Origin of the sequence: Mesorhizobium sp. WSM4884, from assembly GCF_029625675.1 — a bacterium.
Classification (GTDB): domain Bacteria; phylum Pseudomonadota; class Alphaproteobacteria; order Rhizobiales; family Rhizobiaceae; genus Mesorhizobium.
Map to the genome: position 1 here is coordinate 30,257 of NZ_JARTVO010000030.1, position 14,645 is coordinate 44,901.

The window sequence follows — 14,645 nt, forward strand, 5'->3', positions numbered from 1 at the left end:
TGTTGGGAGAAAAGTTGAACCAATTCTAAAATTGAGTCAATTATGATTTTGTGGCAGAGAGGCGGATATGAGCGGACTGCGCGAACGACAGAAGGCGGACCGGCACCGTCGTATCATCGATGCGGCGACGGAACTTTTCCGCGAGGTCGGCTATGAGGGGGCCAAGATCGAGGCGATCGCAGCACAAGCCGAGGTCTCGATCGGCACGATCTACAACTACTACCAGAACAAGGGCGACATCCTCGGCGCCATCGTGTCGATGGAGGTCAACGAGGTGCTGAATGCCGGGCGAGGGGTGGTCGCCAGTCCGCCCGCCAATGTCGGCGATGCGCTGGACACGCTGATCGGCATCTATATCGAGCACTCGCTGAATTATCTCAGCAAGGAGATGTGGCGGCAGGCGATGGCGATCTCGACGCAATTGCCCGACAGTCCTTTCGGTCAGGCCTACACCGCGCTCGACCGCGCGTTGACCGATCAGATCCGCGCCCTGATCGTGCGGCTGCAAGAGATCGGTCTCGTGCGCGCCGACATCGACGGGCCGGCGGTGGGCGAGTTGATCTTCAACAACATGAACATGATGTTCATCGAGTTCGTGAAGCGCGACGAGGCGAGGATACCGGAGCTGAGGGCCGCGATACGAAGGCAGAATAGGATAGTGGTGACGGCGATTGGGGTGTGAAGCGAAATCGCTGCCGCCGAAGCGCCCCTAACGGTTGATCAGCCACAGGATTGCCGAGACCACGGCGCTGATCAGTATTCCCGTGGTGATGGGAACGTAGAGCCTGAAGTTCTCGCGCTCGATCACGATATCACCAGGCAACCTGCCAAGGCCGATCCTGGTCACCCAGGGCCACAGCAGGCCCACGGCAACTATGCAGAGACCAGCGACGATCAGAGTGCGTGACATGGCGGCATCCCTGTCGGAACAACATTCTGCCGGACATATAGCACGATGGGTCTTGCCGGCAGGTTTCCTCTTGAGTTGAAATTGAAATCTGCTACAACCGAAACGGGCATTAAGGAGGGGTTGAATGCAGTTTCCTATCTGGCATTGGGCAATCGTGCTGTTGTTGGTCGGTGTGCCCGTCTTCTTCGCCGTCCGCTCGGCGGCCAAGCCGTCGCGGAATCCAGGCAACTTGGTGGGATTTGGAGGCTGGTTGTTGCTTTTGGCAATCGGCCAGACCTTGGCGCCGTTCCGCACGCTGGTCGAGCTGTTTTCCTCGAGCGAGGGTTACCACCAACTCATGACGCTACCCAATGGCCCTTTGGCCGTCTGTGGCGAAGTCGTACTGTTGCTGGGGTTTACACTGCTGCAATTGGTTGTTCTTGTCGCAATGCTGCGGCGGAGCCTTCGTTTCAAGCGGCTGTTTCTTTATCAGTGGATCGCCATCCCATTTGTATTCGCGCTCGACGCTGTTTGGACCTCCACGATTCTAGGCGCACCAATCAGTCAGGTTCTCGCGGGAGATGCACTTGTCGCACCTATCGCCGGATTTGTTCTGACCGGGATTTGGGTTGCCTATGTGTTCAAGTCGGTAAGGGTAAGGAACACGTTCGGTGGGACAGCCGCCGGCGAAATTGCAACGGCCTCGTAGGTTGCCCTGAGTTGTTCGCATGCCAGCCAATTGTCTTGCGGAATCGAACCGTCCTCGTCCAACAATCTTCGGGTGGCCTGCCATCCAAAGCTCGAAGGGCGAAGGATGGTGCCCCCGGCAGGGATCGAACCCGCGACCTTCGGTTTACAAATTTTATGCCAGCATACCCCGAAGCATAAAGTTGCCTAACGCTGGCATCAGTCAACACACTGATTTTGCATAGTTTAATCCGACTTTGTGTGCGGCTGAGCATCGGTTTGCATAACGGTCCATAACGTAATATCACATACCCCAGTTTACCCCTGATGTTACCCCGGAGCCGAAACCGATGCTTAATTCGATCCCCGGCCAGTTCAAAAAGGCCGCTGCATTCATCAGCAATTTGAAGCCGGCAACCACGCGGCAAGAAATACCGGACAGCACTCAATCCGGGCTCTATCTGGTCATGCAACCAAGCGGGGCTTTGTCGTGGGCGGTTCGCACGAAAATTGAAGGGAAGGCGGCAAAGGTCACAATCGGCCGCTATGACGAAACCGGCAGCGTCGAACGCGGTGCAATTATCGTATCGGCAACCCAAGCGCTCAACGTCACCCAAGCGCGGGCGCTCGCCGAAAAGGTGGTTGCAGATGCGCGGCGCGGCAACGATCCCCGGCAACAGAAGATCGACAAGACGAGCGTTTCGGCTTGGTTCGATGATTTTATCAAAACGGCCAGGACGACCGGTTTCAAAGGCCGGCCGGTGAAGGCATCAACTGCGGACGAATACGATCGGATTATCACGACCAACATCAAACCGCATTGGAAGCACGTTACCGACATTCGGACGGTCGACTATCGGGACGTTGAAAAGCTCTTGGCGAAGCTGACACCGGGTGCTCGCCGAAATGCATTTGCGGTGCTGTCGGCCTTTTTCCGGTGGAAACCGGTTGCGCGTGCCATGGGGCGGAACATTGTCGAATTGGCGGAAGCGCCGGCAAAGCCACAAAGCCGGGATCGCGTCCTGTCGCATGAGGAAATCAAAACCGTTTGGAAAGCTGCGGAAAAATGCGGCTATCCTTTCGGCCCCATGGTCCAATTGCTGTTGCTCACCGGTCAGAGGCGCGACGAAATAGCGGAGCTGAAATGGTCCGAAATATCTGACGACATGGACGCAATCACGCTTGAAGCGACTCGCACCAAAAATTCACGACCCCATATCGTTCCGCTCGCACCGCTGGCAATGATGATAATTGAAGCGTTGCCCAAGATGCACGACGCGGACGGCAACCCTTCCGAATACGTGTTCACTACCACAGCGGCGACGCCTTTCAGCGGATTCAGTAACGGTAAGAAAGCGCTTGACAAACATTGCGGCGAACCGGCGCTGCCTGAGTGGCATTTGCACGATCTGCGGCGCACTTGCGCGACCGAACTGGCCAAGCTTGGAATTAAACAGGAAGTGACCGAAGCAATCCTAAACCATAAAACCGGTAAAGTGTCCGGCGTTGCGGCGATCTATAACCGGTATGATTACCAAGACGAAAAGCGCGATGCGTTGGAACAATTGGCGATGCGCATCAAAGCAATTATCGCAAACAATGTAATAATGCTGAAAAAGACCGCTTAGGATGGGGGAAGGCTAAACTTATCCACAGGGTGTTTTGCGGTCAGTTCTTGACCATTGACCTTTGTTATAGGCAGTTGCCCATGCCAAAGGTTGGACGACCGATGGTGTGAGGGGCTGGACGGCCCAAGGCCGCGAGGAAGACGTGGCGATAGGGGTTGGACGACCCGAAGCCGGGAAACGACCCGGCGCTGCGCAACGGACGTTGCGAGCCAGGTTCCCGAGCGATTCCCTCATTTAACAAGGTCTGTCCCATGTCTTCCGTGGAACTCATTCCCGCGCCCGCCGTGCGCGCCGCTTGCGGCAACATCACCGATATGACGCTCTACCGCTGGCTGAACGGCTCATGCGATCCCCGAACGGGAAAGGTAACACCGCCCGTTGCCGACTTCCCCAAACCTCGCGTCATCAATAAGCGCCGCTACTGGGTGCGCGACGAAATTGAGCGGTTCATGCTCGCCCGGACGGTCGACTAGTCACCCCGTGGCTTACCCGCGCCACGTTTGGCGGGTCTGCGTTTTTAGCAAGTAATTGAGTTAGCAACAATTTTCAGAAGCAGAGCGGCATATCACGTAACCGCTGCTCAAAGAAAAGCCGGCGAGCGCTGCAACGCTGCCGGCCAAGAAAGACAATACCAATGAACGCTCACATAGCGCCCGCGGCGCTGTCTGGCAATGTCCCCGGCGCACTCAAAGCCTACCCGCAATTCGTTGTCTGGAGGCTTGTGCAGCGACCCGGCGAACCAAAGCCGGCCAAGCTTCCCTTCAATCCCACGACCGGGCAAGCCGCGAGCACGACCGATCCAGCCACATGGTCGGATTACGCATCGGCAATTATGGCACTGGCATCCGGTCAATATGCCGGAGTCGGTTGGGTGTTTACCGATGCCGACCCCTTCTTTCTGTTGGATTTGGACGGATGCAGAGACGCCACGACCGGCGAATTATCTCCCGAAGCGCAAGCGATATGCTCTCAATTCAACGGAGCAGCGTGGGAGCTTTCGCAAAGCCAAGAGGGTCTTCACATTTTCGGACGTTGCGACAAACAAGCGCTCGCTAATTTCCGGAACCGCTGGGGTGGTTGGCTGGAGTGCTACCGAACGCAACGCTTCGTAGCGTTCGGACCGGGTGGCATTCAGGGGAATATCGATCTCGACTGGACGAATGTGCTGGCCTGCCTGATCCCGTACCGACCGGCAAGCGAAACCGAGGTCACGCCAGAGGCCGCAGAGCGCGATCCTCGCTGGAACGGTCCAGAGGACGACGAAGAGCTGTTGCGGCGCTTCCTCGCCTCGACAGGAGGCACAAAGGCCAAGCTCCAGGCGTCGCCGACAAACCTCCAACTATGGGAAGCTCACGCGGGAGCGCTCGCGCAATACTTTCCGTCCACGACAGGCAAGCCGTTTGACCATTCGAGCGCCGATCAAGCGTTGGCGAATGTCTTGGCGTTTTGGACCGGGCGCGACTATGCGCGGATCATTCGTCTCTTCGGCCAATCGGCACTCGGCAGGCGCGAGAAATGGACCGCTCGCGCCAGCTACAGGAACGCCACCGTCAATTCGGCCATCCGCTCATGTCGCACGGTCTACACCGGCAACGACCGAGAACGCCGATCCCGACAGATCGAAGAAAACAGAAAAATAGGGAGCGACATCGGAGCCGATATCCACACGCGCGTCATGACGGTTGACGACATGCTCTCCGATCTTTGGTTTGTTCGACATAGCAAATCCGGCGGAGCAATTGCCGATTCCAAGACGCTAAACGTGCTGCCGTTCGCGACGGCTCAGCGCGAATATTCAGCCTCACGGTATGAGGTCGCCACCAACACCATTGATCCGAAGACCGGTGATTTCAAAAAGCGCTATCTACCGGTCTTCAATCAGTGGGAGCAGTCGCCGGCAAGGAAGTCCGTTGACGTTGTAACTTGGAAGCCAAACGGACCGATCATTTGCGAAGCGCCAGAAAGCCAAGGGATTGGGTTCAATACTTGGCGCGGGTTTCAGCCCTATCGGCTACCCGACAACGCTCAATCACTTGTCGAAGTCTGGAATGAACACTTGGCGTACCTTGTTCCGATCGAAGCGGAGCGAGTTCGTTTCGAGCAATGGCTTGCACACATTCTCCAGCGCCCGGAAGAGCTTCCCCAATCCGCCTATCTGTTCATCACCGAAGAGACAGGGATAGGTCGAAATTGGCTTTCCAGTGTCCTTGTACGCGTTCTGCGCGGCTACGTCGCTGCCGGCATCGACATACAAGAAATGCTCGACGGGACATTCAACGGTCGATTGAGCCGGAAATTGCTTGCCGTTGTGGACGAGGCGAAAGCCGGAATGCAGGGCTACAGCCGCTGGAGCCACAGTGAAAAGCTCAAGGCGATGATCAATCCGGAAATGCGCCGGATCAACGAAAAGCATGGTCTTGAATACGTCGAGTGGAATTGCTGCCGATGGCTATTTTTCAGCAACAATTGGGACGCGCTTCCGTTCGACGCTTCGGATAGGCGCTTCAACGTCATTGCCAATCCCACGCGCAGGCAATCGCCGGAATACTACGAACGAATTTACGGGCAGATTGCCAACCCGGCATTCGTCGCGGCGGTCCGAAATCGGCTGGAGCTGCTAGACGTAACAGCATTCAAACCCGGCGCTATCCCTGACATGAACGAGGCCAAGCGCAAGGCGCTTAGCGCGATGGCATCGGACCTGGATAATTTACTTGCCGCGTTCAAAGACGAATGGCCGGGACCGCTCGCCGAACGAAGCGACATCATAAGTTATCTGCAAGTCAGCATCGCCAAGTTACCGGGCGAAAAAACGATCAACAAACTGATCGAGCAAGCCGGGATGAAGCTTGTCGAGCGAATTTCCATCGGAACGAACAAATATCGGTTCGTGGTCGTCCGCGATTATAGCGCTCAGCAAGTCGAAACAAATCCACAGTGGGCGTACGCCGAAGCGGTGAATGCTCGTGGAAAATATAGCTTCAGACAGGGTTAGACAGGGTCTTAAAGCCTATGGGTAAAATCCTGACTTTCTCAGGAAGGACTAAGACCCTGTCTAACCCTGTCTATGGAAAATTATGCAATTTAAGGATGCAAATTATGAAAATTAGAGCAGCCAACGATCACACAAATTTCGTGAAGCTAAGGCACATCGCGGACCACGTTTTTGCGTGGCTTTCGAGCAGAGCGCACGAATGGGCGTCGCCGGCCAACCCCTCAGAGTTCCAATACTGCGACGACTGCCTGGACATGGTTTCCTGCTACGAAGGGAATATCCGGACGACGTTCAGCTTCGATCGGACGTACCGGTCCTATTCCTTCTTGTTCGACGCGGCCAAGATCGACGGGCAGCCGTTTGTTGTTTGGGGAACCTTGGGCGGTTGTGCCGACGATATGACAGTCAGTTCGTCCCATTTTTCCTTCGGGGTAATCAACGGAGTTATCTCGGCTTCGGTTGACCAATCCGACAATTGGCAATTTGAGCGATCATCGAGCGCAATCGTGTCCGAAATGCTCGATCGCCAGTTGCAACCGTGGAGAGATTTCCCGACGACGAGAGTAGCGCAAGAAACCAAGGCGCTGCCACTGGCAATAATCCGAGCACTCGTCCGGCTCGGCTACCGGTCGAGGGATGAGCGTAATTGGTCCGCACCGGGTAAGAATATCGGGAGCGTTAATTGAGTGCCGAGAGTGGAGCATAAAATGTTTGAACAGACGCTAGCTAGGTGGAGTGGCGACAATTCTGCAACGAATTCAATAATCAACAATGCCCGTTGGCGCATAGGCGCGAGCAGGGGTAATCGCGGGGGTAAATTGGCGGAAAACGACCAATCCGCCGGGCGTCCGTAAAGTGCTTATGCGGTAGCTATTGAAAATAATATCGGAATAATTAATTGGCTGTGGATAGATAATCACTAATATTCGACTGTATTTACTATTAAAGGTATTTCTGATTCCCGAAATAATCAGAAGGAATTACATCAATGGCTATCTCTGGGTTCCGACGCGTGCCTGGCGACACACGGGGCATTCTTTTTAACTGGACCGTATCCTCCGGTGGGCAAGGCAGCTTGTATTGGCCCGCCAGCTACAGCGGCGTCGCTGCCGATCTCGACAATGCGGCCGTTGCGCTCGGCAATGGCTTGTCCGCCGCTGCCGCTTCGATCGAAGCGGCAGCGACGCGCTTTCGTCAAGTTTCGGAGGTCGAGACAGTTTCCGCCGAGGCGGCCAGCCGCTATCTGGCCCCTGCGTGGCGGGCAACGCGGCAACAAGCGATCACGGACAGGGACGCTGTGAGAGCCATCCGCGTGTCTCTGCTTCAGCCGGTCGAGCGTCCGAACGCCACTCCATACTCGGCAGCTATCGATTCCCTGCAACGGCAGGAAGTCCGAAAGAGGCTGGACAAAATTTGGCAGCAACCTCGGGGCCGCTTTCGAGTGGATCATGTCCAGCGAAGGCATCGATATTTTCAACGCGGTCGTTCCGGCAATGGCGCTCACCCCCTTCGCCGACGACAAGGGTTTGTCGGATCAACTCGCCCGCGAATTCGCCATCCGGAAACAAATCCGACTTATGGGCAACGAACCGTCCGACAATTTTTCCACGCCGGCCGATCCGATAAAAAATCGGCAAGACTCTGAGAGCGTCCGGATGCTCGCCGAAGCAAAGATCGATTCGATCGATCTGCGGGAGGAGGCGGTAGACGCGGCGAACAAACTGCTGATTGCCGCAATTAATTTCGTCGTGCAGTCGGCAAACCTGAATCCGCAACAAGCGTTCGACTTGCTACTAGGTAAAGCCGCTTAGGCAGTTTTCCTGATCTGCTTAAGCGTGTCGGACCGGCCCGGATCAAATTTCCGTCCCTCTGAAATTGACCCGGGCCGGTCATAAACTTCCCATAAAATGGCGAAAGACGATGACGACCGAGAACGATGAAGAAAGCGGCAAGGATCGAGTAACCGGCCGCTTTTTGCCCGGTCACAAGGGTTTCAAAAAGGTTGGGTCGCGGTCGAAAGTCTCCCGGCAAGCTATCGATACGGCCAATGAACATGCAGCCACAGCGATGACCATGCTTGTCGGTAAGATGATGGCTGGCGATATTCGCGCCGCAGAAATTTTGCTCCGCTACGGCGTTGATGCGTTCTTGCCGAAAAATCGACCGGTAAAGCTCCCAGACGTTCCAGAAAATCCAACGCCGGAGCAACTCGCTAAAACGGTCTTACAAGCCGCGTGGGCCGGCGAGATATCACCCGATGAAGCCAAGCAATTGCTCGAAGCGATCACGGCATCCAAAGGAATTATCGAGGACGCCGACCTATTGCGTCGCGTCGAGCAACTGGAATCGGCCAAGCGCTAATGCGTCCAGCCGCTCGCGCCGCCCTGGCTAAACGTCTCGATAAGTTGGCGCCCGGGAGTGATCGGCAATTCTCGACCGAACGGCTAAGCCGCGATCAAGCGGCGTTCCTGGACGCCTTCAACATTACACTGAAATTGCTTCCCGATCCGGTCGCCCGATACGCCTACAGCCTCACAGCGGACGGCGCGGCATTAGTCGCGAAGCTTTTCCAGATCAACGCAATGGCGTCAATTGGGAGAGTTGTTAATCTGACCGACGAGCCGGAAACTGCACAAAACAAATGGCGCGATTGGCTGGCACGAAACTAGCCGCATCCAGTTGCCGGATTTTTCTTGTGACTGAGAGCCCGGACTCAGGCAGAGATAGTGACACGAGGTCGCCTTATGTCAAAGCCCATTGAGGACCTTAACATGGATGAAAAGAGGCTGCTTGCGTTCGCAAAGGACCATTACGTTCTTTTCGCTATTATTCCGGTTGCTGCTGGTGCCTGTTACACTTCCGGCTATTTATTCCCAATTGGGTCGAGTGCCATTGAAATAGTAAATTACGTCGACTTTATAAATTTCTCAATCATTGCCGCAATGTTTTTCTCGTGCACGTTTGGAATTGTATACTCTAGCATCAAAATTCGCGAAAAATACACGGCGATGCTTGGCAACGATATAATCGGATTAGTATCAAGGATAACATTTATCGCCGTTATCGCGTCATTTATGAGTGTAATATTTTACAACTGGATGTTTCCGTCGTACATGTCCAGTTTCTTAATCGGCTATGTTCTTACGTGCTTTGTTCTTCCAAACCTGTACCTTTATATCATGCGAAAGGGCATAGTCACGCCCTACATGCTTGCTGCCTTTTTTATTATTGGGGGCGGATTTGCCATGGGGGTCGCGTTAGGGCAGTTAAAGAAAAACTTTTTATCAATTAGCGATCAGGTTTGTACCGACAAATGTTACAGGGTAGGCGTCTATGCGATGCTTTCCGACTTCGTAATCACTCTCGATTGCACTGGAAGGACATTATTTTTTCCCCGTGGAGAAGTAAAGAAAGTCATATTAGCCGTTCGTTCTACGGATTTTCAACGTGAAAGGGCTGACGATGGGTCACAATGCCTCAACGACTCCGTTGTTAAAAACTAGAGACGAGAGGCTCCTGTCATCTTGAGGCGCGCGCACGTTGGCCACGTCTTTTGGCTAGTCGCGACAATTTAAGCAGCAAAACCAACGAGAAAGGCTGTCTGGTCCTCCGCCATGACCGTTCAGGCATCTGGTTCTAGTGGCTTATGGTCCGGTTGTTCGTGCCAAATGACTTGGCGCAGGTCTCGCCGATCGACCGCTTGCCCGCAGATGGGGCAGCGATGAAAATGCTCGACTTCGGACGCCGGCTGCTTGGCATGTCGAGTACCGATGATTGGCGGTCCAAGGTCCGATAATTTCGTCATACCCTTCGAACATTCAATTTGCCTAAAATGTTCCGGAACTAAATTAGCCGCCGCGTTTTGAATCGCGGTTGTTGGGCGTTGTGCATGCCTCTGAGTTTCATTCCGCCGTTAATGCCAACGTTGGTTGATAGGCCACCGGAGGGCGACCGATGGATTCATGAAGTCAAATTCGATGGCTTCCGGTCGCAGATCGTTCGGGACGACGATGGCGTTCGAATTTTTACCCGTCGCGGCTTCGATTGGACGGCAAAATACCGCGATCTGTCCAAAGCCGCTGCGGCGCTGAATTCTGAAAACGCCATCATCGACGGCGAAATCATCGTTCTGAACGATGCCGGACATTCGGACTTTGGGGAGCTACGCAAGGCGATCACTCGCCGGCAGCATGACCTATATTTTGTCGCCTTTGATCTGCTCCACCTAAACGGCCACGATCTGCGCGACATGCCGCTTTTGGACCGGCGCGACATTCTTCAAGCGATGATCCCAAGTGGCGCTCGCATCCAATTCAGTGAGGCGTTGCCCGGTACCGGCTCCGCCGTGTTCCATCTTGTCGAGCAGGCCGGACTTGAAGGCGTCGTGTCGAAGCGCAAGGACAGTGTCTATCGTAGCGGTCCCTCGACCGCCTGGCTAAAGGCCAAGAGCTACGTCGTGGATGAATATGAGTTGATAGGCGTCGAGCGCGAGCCGGGCAAACCGGCGTTTGCTCTCATGGCGGAGCGCGGCACGGGCCGATATATCGGCTCCGCATTCATTAACGCCAATCGGGAGGTTCGCGAACGCCTTTGGAAGCGCGTCCAAGAGCATGCGGGACCGCCGCCGAAGGGGATGAAGCGGCCGGCAACGCAATGGGTCAAGCCGGGTTTAATTGGCCGTGTGCGGCATTTGCGCGGAGAGGAAGATTTGCGCCATGCGTCGTTGCAGGATTTTTGGGACGAACGACGTTAAGCCCGGCGATATATATGAGCAGCAAACATTCAAACAGACGCTAGCCAGTAGGACGGACGGCGAATTCGCAATGAATTCAAAAGCGCAACGTTGCAATCGGTGCGGCGATGCGGCGCAGGGGTGCATGGAGGGGTAAACTGCGCCAGAGCGCATCGGGGAGGATTCCGTCGCCTTTAGGCTGATGCCGCGCGTAGGGCTTCGAAAGACGCTTTCCTTCCTGTAAACCTTTGAGCAATAAGTTGTCGGTCCGAACTTGGGGAAAATCTCTGATGCCGTACAAAGCTGATTCCGTCCATATCGTGGTTTTCGGGCAGGCGAACGTCTCCGACCTAACCGCGCTGTTTCGCGACGTATACGGCGTTCCGGCGACAGCGATGCAACCGCATCCGAGCGGTGTAGGTTCTTCCACATCGGCGCCTTTGCAGTCCATCAACGCTAACTTGCATTCGCAACCGGGCCGGCTCGAAATAGTTGCTGCACCACTTCCAGCGCAAGGTGCAACGATGCAGTCAATTGACCTCAACGCAGGCTTAGATTTTCTGGTACCTAGGGCTCGGACACTAATTGAAAAGACGGAAGTCGTTAGACTAGCTTTGGTGCTGAGCTTGTTCGAGAGTGTTCCTTCTGCAGAGGCAGCCTGCGAGGCATTTATCAAAGAAACTGGCATAAAGGTTCCAAAGGATTCGACGGACGTAAGCTTTTCTGTCAACCGCAGAAAGAAGGTCGATAAGGGTGAAATTATTCTCAATCGACTTTTGCGGTGGGAATCTGCTCTAAGGCAGATATTGCAATTTTCTAATGTTTCAACAGTTCCATTCACCCACAATTTCCACGTTTTAGGGTGGATGGTGGATGTTAACTCTGTGCCTGTGGATAAACCAATTGATAAAGCTACAGCTTACACGCTGCTCGATTCCCTTGTAAAAGAGACCCGGGAATGCATATCTGGTGGCTATGAATACCTCATCAAAAACGATTGAAGCAGCGGTCGCCTCCGCCGCCATCTTGATGTCCATGTCTTCGAGTTCGGCAGCCTATGGAGCCGAAACGGGAGTGGCGCTGCGTCATTTGCGTATTCATCCGTCACAGGTCGGAAGGACCCACGCCGCTCAGGTCGGAGGGATTTACACGGCAAGTCGCGACTCCTCAACGGAAGAGCAAGAGACGATCCCGGATGTTTTTTCAGTCCTAGGCGCGTCGTCTCGTCCTACGCTGATGGAAGTGACGCGCTTTAGCCAGATAGTCGATCAGCCCGCGCGTATCGCGGCTGCTCCCGTTTCTCGCCTGCCTGCTTTCCCGGATTTGGACGCACCGGAGGAAATGGTGGCTTGGGCTAAGCAACTGTGGAGCACTTTCCCAGAGGACGCTCGGCTCCCGGCAATTTGGAGTGATGAAGGGGAGATCGCTTTCGAATGGAAATGGGGGAAGCGTCACGCGATCCTGAGCATCGAGGAAGACGGAACTGTTGGCTATGCGATGTTGGATGGGGAGCGGTTTTCGCCTGGGCGGGAGACTGGCTCTTTAAATTCCTTCCCGCCAGATTTGCTGAATTATTTGAAAAAGGTGTAGATCGGTGCGAGTGCCCGAAGGAATCACGTCGGCAAAGCAAATATTCCTATAGACGTGTCTCCGACGATGAGCCGATAGTGTATGCGATGATTGAGCCCGTTCAATTTGAGAACGGGAGCTTGAAAGCGATTCCAAAAGATAAACTCAGGAAATCTGACCTTAGCGTTTGCCGGGGCAATTACGGACATGGCGAGGCGGCCAGAAGGAACATTGTCGTGCCGCAAATTGCTAAAGACCCTTCGAAAATTGACAGGGGATACGTCTGGGCTACGGCGCGTGAGATCAGAGACATCCAACTAGGCAATATGAAGTCGGGCGCGATCTGCGTAGTCGACGATGGACTAAAGAATTTCAGGGCGCATGCAGTCCTTGGCTATGCAGAAGCGCCTGACGGTATGAAAGAGAAAGATTTGGCCAACTTTCGATTGGCAGCCAGAGGCGATTTGCTGAAATTGTTCGAAAAGCGCGGGCCACCGCGAGATTGGTCAAACTGGGTATTCAACTAGGTCAGCACTAGTTCATCGTCTTGCATTCGCCGTCGAAGAGCCCTCCGACTTTGAGGTCCAGCGCCAGCGTTTTGCTCAGTCGCGAGAAATTACCTCTGAGCGCTTTTTGGGGATAGGTTTCGTAGATTTGAAGCTGATCCCCAATCGCCTCTAAATGCTCGTAGTAGTCCACCCACTGGCTGGGGGCCTCCAAGTTGAGAGAGGCATCGGAATCACTCCAAAGCCTCACCCAAGGCCGGTATTCTTCCAATTTCATATAGAGGGTCATGGGTTGCCTTTTGCCCTGAACTGCAACTTGGCCATCGCACTGAAACCGCGATTCAACCGCGGAAAAGTTGGCAACCAACCAGAATAGGGCAATCGCGCCTAGAGCGCATACGACCACTACCTTGAGAAGCGTCTTCACAGAAGTAGCCTCAATGATCCGATCGACAGGTCTAATCGCCGACCGCTTTGCCCTCGCTATCACAGTGCGACAAGGTTGCGACGGAAAGATGCACCAGCGCTTGAGTGGTGGTGCCGCCTGAGGGACTCGAACCCCCGACCAATAGTTTACAAAACTACTGCTCTACCAGCTGAGCTAAGGCGGCACATTTACCCCTACGTATACCCCTGAAATGCGGTTTTGAAAAACATCGCGGTTTTCCAGCCCCTTAGCCGATTGATCCAGCGAATTACAAAACCGCTGCTCTACCAGCTGAGCTACAAGGGCACGGCGCTCCGGTAGCACATTTCGTGCGCCAGTAAAGACAAAACTCCGTTTTGGGTTACTAATGGACGGCGCGGCTTAGCCAGCCTGCTGAAAAGCGTCGAGGGGCTTCCTACATCTCCGTGCAGGTGCAATCGCATCGAACGGTGTCGCATGATCAGATTCGTCATCATCCTGCCGATCATCGTCGTGACCTGGCTTCTTCTGGTGAAGGCCGTCAGCGATCTGAAGAAGGCCAACATCGACTGGACCGGCGTCGCCACCTTTGTTGGCTTCATCGTGCTCGCCTTCTGGCTGCGGCACGTCACGGGGATGGGGTGAAGGGAGGGACTAGGGATTAGGCAGTAGGCAGTGGTAAAACTTCAATCTCCCTACTGCCTAATCCCTCAAAAAATCTTCGAACCTTTTTCCGAACCGCCGCGACTGATGGTCAAGAGGCGGATGGATCGCCTCGGTCACGAAACCAAGGAGATCGTCATGTTCAAGCGCACACTCGTTTCCACCCTTATCGCCACCTCCGTCGCTGCCGGCTCGCTTGTCGGCACCGTCCAGCCTTCGGCCGCCCATAGCCATCACCACAACCGCGAAATCGGTATCGGCATCGCCGCCGGCGTCGGCGGTTTCGTCCTCGGCAGCCTGCTCTCCCAGCCGCAGCCGCAGCCGGTCTATGTCGACGAATATGGCGGCGGTTCCTGGCATGTCCGCCGCTGCCTGGCCCGCTACCCCAGCTACGATCCGGGCTCGGACACCTATATCGGCTACGACGGCTACCCGCACTATTGCAGGCTCTAAAGAGGAGCCGGAACACTGAAAAGGGGCTGCGCGCAGCCCCTCAGACTGTTGACGAACCCCGTCGATTTTCGGCGGGGTTTTGTTTTGGGGGTTGATTGAGCTTGGCAAATCGGTGTC

18 protein-coding genes and 1 tRNA gene are annotated in these 14,645 nt (G+C 54.8%); 16 read left to right on the forward strand and 3 right to left on the reverse strand.

Annotated features, from left to right (window positions below; translation table 11 throughout):
• Positions 1-67 precede the first annotated feature (67 nt).
• A complete protein-coding gene (locus tag P9236_RS28810; protein WP_278077962.1) occupies positions 68-682 on the forward strand; it encodes a TetR/AcrR family transcriptional regulator in 615 nt (204 codons plus the stop codon).
• Positions 683-709: 27 nt separating this feature from the next.
• On the opposite strand, the gene P9236_RS28815 is transcribed toward P9236_RS28810, so the two are convergent.
• Positions 710-910 carry a DUF2905 domain-containing protein gene (locus P9236_RS28815; protein WP_278077963.1) on the reverse strand — a complete coding sequence of 67 codons (201 nt, stop codon included), beginning with the start codon at positions 908-910 and terminating at the stop codon, positions 710-712.
• Between the two features lie 124 nt (positions 911-1,034).
• Here P9236_RS28815 and P9236_RS28820 point away from each other — a divergent pair, with 124 nt between their 5' ends.
• The 13 genes from P9236_RS28820 (at position 1,035) to P9236_RS28880 (ending at position 13,027) form a co-directional block, all read left to right on the forward strand.
• Positions 1,035-1,598, forward strand: coding sequence for a DUF2569 family protein (locus P9236_RS28820; protein WP_278077964.1), 564 nt, complete (start codon positions 1,035-1,037; stop codon positions 1,596-1,598).
• Positions 1,599-1,926: 328 nt separating this feature from the next.
• On the forward strand, positions 1,927-3,204 hold the full coding sequence (locus tag P9236_RS28825; protein WP_278077965.1) for a site-specific integrase: 1,278 nt from the start codon (positions 1,927-1,929) through the stop codon (positions 3,202-3,204).
• A gap of 155 nt (positions 3,205-3,359) precedes the next feature.
• The gene (locus P9236_RS28830; protein WP_278077966.1) at positions 3,360-3,677 is read left to right on the forward strand and encodes a hypothetical protein; all 318 of its coding nucleotides are present in this window, start codon (positions 3,360-3,362) and stop codon (positions 3,675-3,677) included.
• A gap of 161 nt (positions 3,678-3,838) precedes the next feature.
• On the forward strand, positions 3,839-6,199 hold the full coding sequence (locus P9236_RS28835) for a DUF5906 domain-containing protein (protein ID WP_278077967.1): 2,361 nt from the start codon (positions 3,839-3,841) through the stop codon (positions 6,197-6,199).
• A gap of 104 nt (positions 6,200-6,303) precedes the next feature.
• Entirely contained in the window at positions 6,304-6,885 is a 582-nt protein-coding gene (locus P9236_RS28840; protein WP_278077968.1) for a hypothetical protein, read from the forward strand.
• Between the two features lie 762 nt (positions 6,886-7,647).
• On the forward strand, positions 7,648-8,010 hold the full coding sequence (locus P9236_RS28845) for a hypothetical protein (RefSeq protein ID WP_278077969.1): 363 nt from the start codon (positions 7,648-7,650) through the stop codon (positions 8,008-8,010).
• A gap of 109 nt (positions 8,011-8,119) precedes the next feature.
• Entirely contained in the window at positions 8,120-8,560 is a 441-nt protein-coding gene (locus P9236_RS28850; protein ID WP_278077970.1) for a hypothetical protein, read from the forward strand.
• A complete protein-coding gene (locus tag P9236_RS28855; RefSeq protein ID WP_278077971.1) occupies positions 8,560-8,868 on the forward strand; it encodes a hypothetical protein in 309 nt (102 codons plus the stop codon). Before P9236_RS28850 ends, P9236_RS28855 begins: the two co-directional genes overlap by 1 nt.
• Positions 8,869-8,943: 75 nt before the next feature.
• On the forward strand, positions 8,944-9,702 hold the full coding sequence (locus tag P9236_RS28860; protein ID WP_278077972.1) for a hypothetical protein: 759 nt from the start codon (positions 8,944-8,946) through the stop codon (positions 9,700-9,702).
• Positions 9,703-10,088: 386 nt separating this feature from the next.
• Positions 10,089-10,952 (forward strand): ATP-dependent DNA ligase, encoded by an 864-nt coding sequence (locus P9236_RS28865; RefSeq protein ID WP_278077973.1) that lies wholly within the window; start codon positions 10,089-10,091, stop codon positions 10,950-10,952.
• Between the two features lie 269 nt (positions 10,953-11,221).
• The gene (locus P9236_RS28870) at positions 11,222-11,932 is read left to right on the forward strand and encodes a hypothetical protein (RefSeq protein WP_278077974.1); all 711 of its coding nucleotides are present in this window, start codon (positions 11,222-11,224) and stop codon (positions 11,930-11,932) included.
• Positions 11,901-12,521 carry a hypothetical protein gene (locus tag P9236_RS28875; protein WP_278077975.1) on the forward strand — a complete coding sequence of 207 codons (621 nt, stop codon included), beginning with the start codon at positions 11,901-11,903 and terminating at the stop codon, positions 12,519-12,521. The genes P9236_RS28870 and P9236_RS28875 overlap by 32 nt, the downstream gene beginning before the upstream one ends.
• A 77-nt stretch (positions 12,522-12,598) precedes the next feature.
• Positions 12,599-13,027, forward strand: coding sequence for a hypothetical protein (locus tag P9236_RS28880; RefSeq protein ID WP_278077976.1), 429 nt, complete (start codon positions 12,599-12,601; stop codon positions 13,025-13,027).
• 7 nt (positions 13,028-13,034) lie between these two features.
• Here P9236_RS28880 and P9236_RS28885 read toward each other — a convergent pair whose 3' ends face one another.
• Positions 13,035-13,433: a hypothetical protein gene (locus P9236_RS28885; RefSeq protein WP_278077977.1), complete on the reverse strand. Its 399-nt coding sequence runs from the start codon at positions 13,431-13,433 to the stop codon at positions 13,035-13,037.
• 108 nt (positions 13,434-13,541) lie between these two features.
• A tRNA-Thr gene (locus P9236_RS28890) sits at positions 13,542-13,617 on the reverse strand.
• A 272-nt stretch (positions 13,618-13,889) separates the two neighbouring features.
• On the opposite strand from P9236_RS28890, the gene P9236_RS28895 reads away from it, so the two are divergent.
• Together P9236_RS28895 and P9236_RS28900 are read left to right on the forward strand one after the other, a co-directional pair.
• Positions 13,890-14,057, forward strand: a complete 168-nt coding sequence (locus tag P9236_RS28895) for a hypothetical protein (protein ID WP_278077978.1) — start codon at positions 13,890-13,892, stop codon at positions 14,055-14,057.
• Positions 14,058-14,213: 156 nt separating this feature from the next.
• Positions 14,214-14,528, forward strand: a complete 315-nt coding sequence (locus tag P9236_RS28900; RefSeq protein WP_278077979.1) for a BA14K family protein — start codon at positions 14,214-14,216, stop codon at positions 14,526-14,528.
• Positions 14,529-14,645: the final 117 nt, after the last annotated feature.

What these genes read in the sequence shown, in the direction of transcription:
- P9236_RS28810 (WP_278077962.1), top strand. Translation starts at nt 68, where the DNA reads ATGAGCGGACTGCGCGAACGACAGAAGGCGGACCGGCACCGTCGTATC.
- P9236_RS28870 (WP_278077974.1), top strand. Translation starts at nt 11,222, where the DNA reads ATGCCGTACAAAGCTGATTCCGTCCATATCGTGGTTTTCGGGCAGGCG.
- P9236_RS28840 (WP_278077968.1), top strand. Translation starts at nt 6,304, where the DNA reads ATGAAAATTAGAGCAGCCAACGATCACACAAATTTCGTGAAGCTAAGG.
- P9236_RS28865 (WP_278077973.1), top strand. Translation starts at nt 10,089, where the DNA reads ATGCCTCTGAGTTTCATTCCGCCGTTAATGCCAACGTTGGTTGATAGG.
- P9236_RS28860 (WP_278077972.1), top strand. Translation starts at nt 8,944, where the DNA reads ATGTCAAAGCCCATTGAGGACCTTAACATGGATGAAAAGAGGCTGCTT.
- P9236_RS28850 (WP_278077970.1), top strand. Translation starts at nt 8,120, where the DNA reads ATGACGACCGAGAACGATGAAGAAAGCGGCAAGGATCGAGTAACCGGC.
- P9236_RS28855 (WP_278077971.1), top strand. Translation starts at nt 8,560, where the DNA reads ATGCGTCCAGCCGCTCGCGCCGCCCTGGCTAAACGTCTCGATAAGTTG.
- P9236_RS28815 (WP_278077963.1), bottom strand. Translation starts at nt 910, where the DNA reads ATGTCACGCACTCTGATCGTCGCTGGTCTCTGCATAGTTGCCGTGGGC.
- P9236_RS28845 (WP_278077969.1), top strand. Translation starts at nt 7,648, where the DNA reads ATGTCCAGCGAAGGCATCGATATTTTCAACGCGGTCGTTCCGGCAATG.
- P9236_RS28825 (WP_278077965.1), top strand. Translation starts at nt 1,927, where the DNA reads ATGCTTAATTCGATCCCCGGCCAGTTCAAAAAGGCCGCTGCATTCATC.
- P9236_RS28900 (WP_278077979.1), top strand. Translation starts at nt 14,214, where the DNA reads ATGTTCAAGCGCACACTCGTTTCCACCCTTATCGCCACCTCCGTCGCT.
- P9236_RS28895 (WP_278077978.1), top strand. Translation starts at nt 13,890, where the DNA reads ATGATCAGATTCGTCATCATCCTGCCGATCATCGTCGTGACCTGGCTT.
- P9236_RS28820 (WP_278077964.1), top strand. Translation starts at nt 1,035, where the DNA reads ATGCAGTTTCCTATCTGGCATTGGGCAATCGTGCTGTTGTTGGTCGGT.
- P9236_RS28835 (WP_278077967.1), top strand. Translation starts at nt 3,839, where the DNA reads ATGAACGCTCACATAGCGCCCGCGGCGCTGTCTGGCAATGTCCCCGGC.